Source organism: Vibrio sp. M260121, from assembly GCF_036533715.1.
GTDB lineage: Bacteria > Pseudomonadota > Gammaproteobacteria > Enterobacterales > Vibrionaceae > Vibrio.
In genome coordinates this window covers 1-8,395 of the sequence record NZ_JATABF010000076.1, presented here as the reverse complement: position 1 = coordinate 8,395, position 8,395 = coordinate 1, and the positions used below count along the sequence as shown (strand labels likewise).

Sequence of the window (8,395 nt, the reverse complement as noted above, 5' to 3'; positions counted from 1 at the left end):
GCCGTAGTACTTGTTTCGATTTATGTCCACCATGCTTCTCTCATCAATTGTCAATTGATAACTCTTATTATTGTAGGGGCGGACAGGTTTGCGATTGCAAATGTTTTGTGCAAAAAAAAGCCTCACGCTTGGTGAGGCTTAATTTAGTTATCTTGGGTGACATATTCAGCATACGTGATCATTGCTTTTCTTATATCCCCGTTCATTTCTTTAGCTGTCACATGTAGTTTGATTGGCGTTCTTTCCCATTCACCCTTTTGCAATGCCAGTAAAAACTTGCGGTCTAAAGTGTGGTCTTCTGCCTCTGCGGTAAACTCCTCGTGAGAATCAACGCTACGCAACTTAACTTTAAATGCTTGTTGGTTGGATGAATCAACAGAGAGAATTCTAAACAAACCAGATAAATGAACCTCGTTTGATTTCCGTCTAGCATTTTTCATTAGTTCTACAGCATTATCTCCATCAACAACGACACCTTGAACTTCAACTTGTTTCGCATCTCCGCCTCGTTTGAATAGTTCTGTTTTCGCGTCATCACTGAAATTCTTGATTGTTTTCAGGCGAGGCTCTTGGCTCATAACTGTTGCCATTATTTTGGCTCGCTCAGTTTCTTGTTCTTGAGCGAATTGTAACTGCTTTAGTTCTTCTTTGCGGTTTTCTTGCTTAAGTTCTTTAATGCGAGTTTGACGCCGACTATCTAAGAAATTTTTATACGCTGAATTTGCAAAATAAAATGCAGCAATTCCTAAAACGATGATCACAATTTCTTTTGGGCTCATTTTTCCGATCAACTCTTTTCCTAGGTTTTCTAGAATTCCTTGAAAATCGATTCCAAATACTGAACTACCATGTTCAACTTTGACTCTAATTGTCAATAAGTCACGCTCATGATGGCTAAGTTTATTGGCGTTCGGAGTGTTGTATCTAGCCATTGCGTAACTTCTGTATATAGAAGCTTGAAGTTCAAGAAATGCCTTCATCAAGTCAGGAGTAATTGTAGCATCATAGTCTTCGCCGACAACTCGCATTTCGAATGTAGGCCAATCTTTAAATTCAATTTCTACGCCATCGAAATTAAATTGGCTATCTATAGTGTTTTCTAGAACATCAAATAGGTCATTTTCATTAGTGATGGTTAAGGTATTATTTTGCACGTGACATTCTTTCTCTTAGGTCTGTTTGTATTAATACTTATAAAAACAGAAATTTCGCATAGAAAAAAAACCTCGAATATACGAGGTTCATTTTTAACTGTTGGTATAACGCGTTATCTCACCGTCATACATTAGCTAGTGTGGCAGGCGTTAGCACAATAGAAACATCCATTTGACTGACGATAATAACGGCGAGCTTCTGTAACAGCAGTCTGGCAAGTAAAGTGAATGCCTAAGTCTAAACGATTATGAGCCAGTGGTAGTCGAGAACAGCCTTCTTGATGGACCTCATGGTCTCCATTGTCTTGTGCATTTTTGTTAACGTAATAACGAGGCATAGTGCTTCCTTCTTTTAAGTGGTGGAGTTTGGTTTATGTAACAGTTCTATAAGTTACGGATTTATCGTAGGATATAAACGATCATTTTTTAATCATTAGCTTTTGATAAAGATCTGATTTATTAAAGTAATTTATCTGCTAATTACATTTTTAATAAAAATAAAGGCTCGTCAAATGACGAGCCTTCTTTCATATTGTTGGCCAATACACGGCATCCTTGCGATTAGGGTCGTTTGGATATCGATAAGGCCTAAACCCAAGCTTTAGCGCCGCCCTGAACTGATTCTCTGGCACGTTGATATATGGGCGAACCTTGCCATGACCACAGCAACATCCATATGTATGAATACCGTTTTTCCATAACAACACCAACTCAGGCACGCAGCATTTATCAACACTAATGAACGGTTGCAATCCGTGATTTAGACGGCATCTTTTGTAATAAGCCATATGTATCGGTACTGGGATGGTGCGTTGATTGTCATAACTTCCCATTTCTACGTTATTACACTGACATTGCCCTGTTACACCAAGCTTAACCGCTTCTGGGACAGCATTCGCTCTCCATCTTTTTTGTAAAACGTTCAATATTTTGGTCCAGAATACAACCCAGAGAACAACAATACCAAGCCACAGGAAAAACTCACTCATTTCGCTTCTCCATTAGATCTTCATAGTCTTCACGAACATTTGAGCCTTGGCGGTTCATCACCATATTTAGAGCAGCGATATAACCTTCTTCAAACGTTGCGTCTGGGTATGCGGTGCCTGTTTCCGCAATTAATGCTTCAGCAATTTCGACCTCACGCTCTAGAGCAGAGCGTGAGTGGACTGAAACGAACGGGCATTCAAGTCCTGTCATAGATGGTTTTCCTTTTTGAATTGATTGAACTTAACCAGGTGATCGCCACGGCAGCACTTCTTGTACTTATTACCACTACCGCAAATACAAGGACGATTACGATTAGCTGGCTTTAGCGCTTCCTCGATGATATGGATAATCTCATCATCGGTGTACACTCGTTCCTGTGTATTATCGTGTTGCATTGAGTAGCTCCTGACAGTGGTTGTGAACATTTCGGATAGCGACAGAGACGTTGTCTAATCGCCCAGCCCGTACAAAGTCTCGCTGCTGAATAGCAGTTTGCACTCGGCGCTCAATAGACTTGATGCTTTGCGCTGCGTCCCATGGAATAGTGACGCTATCAACGATGATATTTAGCAAATGGTGTTCGTTGAGTTTAACTTCTTCATCTTTTTCAACTGGAACAACAACCGACGACGTTGATTTGCATAAGTTCTTACTATTCGTTTGTAGCGCGTCATTGATAGACTCCATCTCTTTTTTAAACATTGAACCGAATCGTGTTAATTGCTTTGCCGTGCCCGTTGGTCCATCAACGATGAATCCACCTTCAACCAACATCCAGTACGCAGTGTGGCCCGTCCAATAACCATCAAGTTGATTTTTTAAATTCTTATACAGCTGCGCTCGCTGACTTTTAATAGGACCGTAACTCAACGAACCAACCCAGCAAGAAGAAAATAATTCATGAATAACTTGGTCGATTTGAGATGATGCAGCTTTAGGCATTGGTTGAAGTTGACCAGGTTGTTTAATCATTCTTAGAATTTCAGCCTCAGTCAGCGATTGAACTTGCGCTATTAACTCGACTGAGTAGAGCTCATTTGGTTGAGCAGATTCAAAATGCTCACGAATCGCCTTGACTGCGTTGTAGTGATTTTGAAGAAGCTCTTCTGTGACAGCATCCAAGCGAATAGCCTTAAGCGAATGCTCAAGAATATTCAGCGTTTCAACAAGCAATTGCTCTTGCGTGCTGAGCTGCGCAGAGACGTTATTCAAAGCCGCATCGACTTCTTCACGATTAGCACCAAGACCGCAGCAAGGCGCTATAGCAGCGCGTAATTGTTTTATAGACATAGTTCGATACCTTCTAGCTTTTTGAATTGACGCACCACTGATGATGCTTTGTTGAAATAAGGCCAGCGGAACTGGTGCTTGCCGTGTAAATCTGGATAGCGTTTTTTCGCTTCACGCTTGCCCCAAACCTTCTCGACACTTGCGATGAACTTTTTGTCGTATCGAGCTTTAGTTTTCAGCATCCAAACATCATCAATCACAGCAGGTCGCTCTTTGGGCTTATCGACTTCACCAACCCTTCCAAAGTTAAGATCAATCCATGTGCCTTTAATTTGGCCATCGATATAAACAGCAAGCTTGCTTGATGATTCGCTTTGATACTCACGAGCCACTGTTATCTTGTGGCCTTTATATTTAAACGAAACCCTAGCAATGAGGCTTTCAAGTTGACCTTGAACCTCCTGCCAATCAGATGCAGTAAGAGGGTGAGACTTATCCTTCATAGATACCTCGCATGCTTTCATACACGCCATCACGTCGCCCTGAACGCCAGAAACGCATCGCCATTCGACGCAAATTAGACGGCATCCTCGGGAAAGGATTTTTCACTTGTTTGGTTGTTAAAGGCTGGACAACAGAATTGTAGCCAGCATTATCGAACTCATCAGCCATATAGGATTTGATGTATTGCTTAGCATTACATTGTGGGCATGGGATATCACCACCATGATCGAGATATGAATTACCAGCATCATCAATACCGCCACTATCCAAATCCCACAGATACCCATCACGACAACAAGCATCTTCGTACCACGCCCCAAAATGACTACCTTGATAGTCACACCCTAGGTTATTTTTTCTCGCCATTTTTAATTCCTTAAATCCGGTTTAAATAATGTTTTAACGATGTTTAAAGCGAGCGAAGCCAAAGCAGGGAAGCCGTGTGGCTCTGCTCGCTGTATTTAATGTGTTATTTACAGAGTGGGTTTATTTACTCGTTGCGAGTAATTTGTCTGCACGCTTGATGATGGTGCGAAGCATTGCAACGCGAGTCATGTGACCTTTACGCTTTGGAATAGGTAAATAATCCAATGCATGCTTTGCTGCATCCTTTGCCATTTGAGGGTTATGATTTAAGACCTCCTCCAATGTCAACTTGGCATCTTCAACACTTGACTCAATTAGGTCTCGATTGATTCGAAGTATCTTATGCATTGTCAGCACCTCCGTTTGATTTAGCTTTACGCAACATCAAATCACGCATTGCTGGTGGCGTGCCTTTAATCGTTAGCGTGTCAGTTTCCACATCGTAGAACACACGCTCGTTTAGCAGTTGCGCATCAAACGACATCGAGACACCACCGCCGTTACCAGCAATCTTCACAAGACGACGCAGCGAACCACGGTCACCTCGGAACTCGTCATCCAAGTCGTAGCCTTGCTCTTTAACGTAATCAGCAAAGCTTTTATCAAACTCTTCACTGATGGTGTCAGACAACTCTTTAATTGAGATGTCTTCTTTCAGTTTGATTTGACCATCGCAGTATGCGTACGCAGTGCGTTCCAGCATCGAGCGAGCTTCATCGCCAGTCTTTGAGTCAATGAAGTAATCTTCAAGCGCTTGAGCCAACACCGTACTGTGCACCTTAGCTTCGGTAGCAACATCGATACCAAGGAAGTCGATAAAGAAGTCATTCATACGGCGCTTATTGCCTGTACGCATAAATGAAACATAACGAGCCTCTTCACCGACATCCGCTTCCATGAAGCCATTGATATCGATACGAGCCGCAATCGTCATGTGAGTCGCGTCGAGGTAATCCACATCAGCCAACTTCAATTCAGAGCTAGCGGTCAACGAGTGAACTTTAGGGACAAGACCAATCATGAGGTAACGAACCGCCAACAATTCGTACTCAGCGAAGACCAGCACACCCGAATCGACGAATGGATATCTCGTCAGTTCTTCATGAAGTTTTTCAGCCAGCTTTGTTGAAATAGCTAGGAACGACGCATCGCCTTTCACTAAGTGTTCGACGGCATAGCAAGCAACATCAGAGTCAGCAAACTCATCATCAAAGTAACCAAAACCATTGTTTGATTTGTTTGTGAACGTGGTATTCATTTGGCGAACCAGCAACTCTGAACTCAAACCACAAGGTGCCTTACCGTTATTCAAATGCAGCTGCAGCTCACCACTGTCTTCATCGCGTTGCAATTCGTGTAAAACAACATTCTTAACTGTAAGTGTCATAGTCATCATCTCTTCGTTAAATTAAAGGGCCGCAAAATCTAGCGGAATGTTTTGGAACTTGCCGTGCTCGTCTTTCTCACGGAATCGGATGTATTGCTTAGTTGATGCAATGCTGATTGAGTCAGCAATAGCCTCCATTGCCTCAAGCCACAGTGGGTGGTCAATGTTGTACTGACGCAAGTCGAGGATGCGGCGCTTGTTTAACTTGCCTTGCTTATCCACTTCAAACACATCATTCACAAAGACTTTAAGCTCGTCGTTCGCACCTTCGGTTAAGCCACGTAGGTATTCATCAATAAGCTGTTTAGCGATTTGAAGCTCTGGACCAAACGTGATGTTGTCATGCATGGCCACAATCACTTGACGGCGACCATCAAAGCTAGTGAAGGTCACGTTGCCTTTACGGCCTCCACGTTCCACGTTGTACTTCTCACCAAGTAATTCAAGAAAGGCTGCACATTCACCGAACGCGAGTTCTTTGAACGCTCTAAGTTGTGCTTGCTGCTCTTTTGCTTTAGCAATTAACGCATTCACAAAATCGTCTTGCTCAATCTTGTAAGGGTCGATAATGCGTTCAGGGACTGGGTTGCCGTCTTTGTTTAGACGCATGCCCTTTGGGGCTACTGGATTAGTCATAGAAGACATCCTTATTGTTAAGTATTTGGAATTTAATGCCTCTTGGTTAAACTGTGTTCGCCAAAACAATGTTCATTTAACAAAGAGGACTTAATTTATGTCTTTCAACCTAGAGAACCAGATTATCGATATCACCTGTCCGGAGTGCGGCAGAAACATCTCGAAAGAACTCGGTCGGTTGCACAGAGATGGTGGCCACAAATGTATCTGCGGCACCTTCATCAAAGTGAACTTCAAATCGAAGCATTCTGGATACACATTCGGAGGACCCGACGATCCGTTTGAAAAGCTGAAGTAATTTAGGGTTTTGCTGGGCTAGTTTTTCTAGCTCGGCATAGCGTTCATTTACTTCAGCCATTCCTTCTATGTAGTCATACTTCATCACTTTCTGTTCCTTTATTGATTTGAATTAATGTGTTGATTGAGCTTGCCAAACAATCAAACTACGTCCAATTCGGATCGCTTTCATAAGCGTTCCAACGCCATTCTTAACTTGATAAATATCAAAAGGCTTTATGTCGCCAAGTGCAGCGCGTACCGCCTCTTTGTCGAATGACAGTGGGCGCGAAGGGATCAATATTTCAGAGCGACCCATTTGCTTACGTTGCTCAACCCAAGAGCCTCCAAGAACCACCACTTGCTCTGCTAAAGACATAACTTGTTACCTCGTACAATTCGTTCATAAGCACCAGTTGGAAGACCAAACGGAAGGCGCAATACAGTAGTAAAAATTTTATCTCGTGCCGCTCGCCACGCATCGACATCAGAAAGTGTTGGGCTTAGGCTTTTACCTTTGCGGCATTGATTACAATGACCATCAACAAGCACTCGCACCTCCACAGAACTCTTGCACCCTTTACACTTACCAACACTCTTTACATCGCTTTTGTATTTGTAGAAGTAAGGGCGACCTGGTTCTTTTTTAGTAATCAGCCCATCAATTGATACCAAGTGCATGAGAGAGCGAGTCATACCTTTAGGACTCGCTTTCGAGCCAACCGCTTTTGTAATTTCACGTTCAGCGAGCCAAGTGCCTGGATTCGCTTTCATGTGAGCCATCACTTTTTCAACTTCCAACATGCTAACCTCTCAAGTTCTCTGCTAGTTTTTGGTGGGCGCGTTTAACATGTTCGACATTAAGCGCTTCACCTGATGACAACGCTCTCGATGACGCGAGTTTTAAAATGTTATCGAGGCTGCGAAGCTGTCCTTCGGTTTGTGGAGTAATGCGCTGTGCGTAACGAAGAATTTCCGCATCTGTCACACCCCAAGCGCGCACAAACATATCTATGTCGTCAGGCACTGGATGCTTAATCATTGCAGGGCTAATCACGCGTGACCAAAACGCTTTCATGTTCACTTTTGAACGAGTTGCTGTCATACGAGTACGAACCACATCGTTACCAAGCAGCATGCCGCCAGCCTTACCCTCAATCAGAATGCGAATGCCATTCAACGTGTCGTCGCTGAGGTATTGAGCCTCATCAATAATCACAAGACCGTTACGACCTACAAGCTCTTTAGCGACAGCCTTGGTTTGAGTGGCAATCGTGCGGCATCCACGAACGCCCAACTGCTCAGCCAGCTCACCAATCACATAGGCCGAGGTTTTGCAAAACGGTGAAGCGGTCACAATCCACACGTTGTTGTGTGTACGTTGATATTCTTCTGCCGCTTTCGTCTTACCAACGCCAGCGCCTTCGTACACCATACTCCAGGACGACAGATTCTGTGCAATCGACATCAGGTTCATGATGCGCTTGGCTGTTGGCAGTTCAAGGAATGCAGGGGAGGCAAGCGCACTTCTTGTTTCCTGCTGGTGGCCTCGATTGTTTAGCCACATTTCAAGTTTTTTGAGATAACTCTGCTCATCACCAGCGCAAGTACCGTGCTTTAACAACGCACTGAGAGAGCCTTCGTTAACCCCTGATTCGCGAGCAATCGCTCGTTGCGTCAGACCATGCTCAAGTCGAGCCAGCTTGACACGCTCAATTACATCATTCATTCTTTACTCCGTATTCTTTCCAAATTGCTGTTGTATTACTCGGGTCATATCATCATTGAAGTAGTCATCATCAGCATCCCAAGACGCGTCATGACCAACGGCGCGTTTTGTTTTTTCTCCCAT

At 43.5% G+C, this 8,395-nt stretch carries 15 protein-coding genes; all 15 read right to left on the bottom strand.

Features of this window, described 5'->3' with window-relative positions; genetic code table 11:
- Window positions 1-143 precede the first annotated feature (143 nt).
- The 15 genes from QTO06_RS24440 to QTO06_RS24375 all read right to left on the bottom strand — a co-directional run bounded on the left by QTO06_RS24440 (window position 144) and on the right by QTO06_RS24375 (window position 8,272).
- Window positions 144-1,154: a hypothetical protein gene (locus QTO06_RS24440; RefSeq protein WP_052036791.1), complete on the bottom strand. Its 1,011-nt coding sequence runs from the start codon at window positions 1,152-1,154 to the stop codon at window positions 144-146.
- Between the two features lie 131 nt (window positions 1,155-1,285).
- The gene (locus tag QTO06_RS24435; RefSeq protein ID WP_064369453.1) at window positions 1,286-1,492 is read right to left on the bottom strand and encodes a hypothetical protein; all 207 of its coding nucleotides are present in this window, start codon (window positions 1,490-1,492) and stop codon (window positions 1,286-1,288) included.
- A gap of 189 nt (window positions 1,493-1,681) precedes the next feature.
- Window positions 1,682-2,143, bottom strand: a complete 462-nt coding sequence (locus tag QTO06_RS24430; RefSeq protein ID WP_042770656.1) for a hypothetical protein — start codon at window positions 2,141-2,143, stop codon at window positions 1,682-1,684.
- Entirely contained in the window at window positions 2,136-2,354 is a 219-nt protein-coding gene (locus tag QTO06_RS24425) for a hypothetical protein (RefSeq protein WP_042770655.1), read from the bottom strand. The genes QTO06_RS24430 and QTO06_RS24425 overlap by 8 nt, the downstream gene beginning before the upstream one ends.
- Window positions 2,351-2,539: an SEC-C metal-binding domain-containing protein gene (locus QTO06_RS25590; protein ID WP_042770654.1), complete on the bottom strand. Its 189-nt coding sequence runs from the start codon at window positions 2,537-2,539 to the stop codon at window positions 2,351-2,353. The genes QTO06_RS24425 and QTO06_RS25590 overlap by 4 nt, the downstream gene beginning before the upstream one ends.
- On the bottom strand, window positions 2,526-3,434 hold the full coding sequence (locus QTO06_RS24420; protein ID WP_052036790.1) for a hypothetical protein: 909 nt from the start codon (window positions 3,432-3,434) through the stop codon (window positions 2,526-2,528). The genes QTO06_RS25590 and QTO06_RS24420 overlap by 14 nt, the downstream gene beginning before the upstream one ends.
- Window positions 3,425-3,877 carry a hypothetical protein gene (locus QTO06_RS24415; RefSeq protein ID WP_031417693.1) on the bottom strand — a complete coding sequence of 151 codons (453 nt, stop codon included), beginning with the start codon at window positions 3,875-3,877 and terminating at the stop codon, window positions 3,425-3,427. The genes QTO06_RS24420 and QTO06_RS24415 overlap by 10 nt, the downstream gene beginning before the upstream one ends.
- Window positions 3,867-4,244 carry a hypothetical protein gene (locus QTO06_RS24410; RefSeq protein ID WP_051848338.1) on the bottom strand — a complete coding sequence of 126 codons (378 nt, stop codon included), beginning with the start codon at window positions 4,242-4,244 and terminating at the stop codon, window positions 3,867-3,869. The genes QTO06_RS24415 and QTO06_RS24410 overlap by 11 nt, the downstream gene beginning before the upstream one ends.
- Window positions 4,245-4,364: 120 nt before the next feature.
- Entirely contained in the window at window positions 4,365-4,592 is a 228-nt protein-coding gene (locus QTO06_RS24405; RefSeq protein WP_031417696.1) for a hypothetical protein, read from the bottom strand.
- Complete coding sequence (locus QTO06_RS24400) at window positions 4,585-5,631, bottom strand: nucleoid-associated protein (RefSeq protein WP_331410217.1); 1,047 nt, start codon at window positions 5,629-5,631, stop codon at window positions 4,585-4,587. Before QTO06_RS24400 ends, QTO06_RS24405 begins: the two co-directional genes overlap by 8 nt.
- 21 nt (window positions 5,632-5,652) lie before the next feature.
- On the bottom strand, window positions 5,653-6,267 hold the full coding sequence (locus tag QTO06_RS24395) for a DUF3164 family protein (protein ID WP_191685243.1): 615 nt from the start codon (window positions 6,265-6,267) through the stop codon (window positions 5,653-5,655).
- Window positions 6,268-6,376: 109 nt separating this feature from the next.
- Window positions 6,377-6,652, bottom strand: a complete 276-nt coding sequence (locus tag QTO06_RS24390) for a hypothetical protein (protein ID WP_152555271.1) — start codon at window positions 6,650-6,652, stop codon at window positions 6,377-6,379.
- Between the two features lie 24 nt (window positions 6,653-6,676).
- A complete protein-coding gene (locus tag QTO06_RS24385; protein WP_331410214.1) occupies window positions 6,677-6,922 on the bottom strand; it encodes a hypothetical protein in 246 nt (81 codons plus the stop codon).
- Entirely contained in the window at window positions 6,913-7,347 is a 435-nt protein-coding gene (locus QTO06_RS24380) for a hypothetical protein (protein WP_331410213.1), read from the bottom strand. Before QTO06_RS24380 ends, QTO06_RS24385 begins: the two co-directional genes overlap by 10 nt.
- Before the next feature lies 1 nt (window position 7,348).
- Window positions 7,349-8,272, bottom strand: coding sequence for an AAA family ATPase (locus QTO06_RS24375; protein ID WP_331410212.1), 924 nt, complete (start codon window positions 8,270-8,272; stop codon window positions 7,349-7,351).
- Window positions 8,273-8,395: the final 123 nt, after the last annotated feature.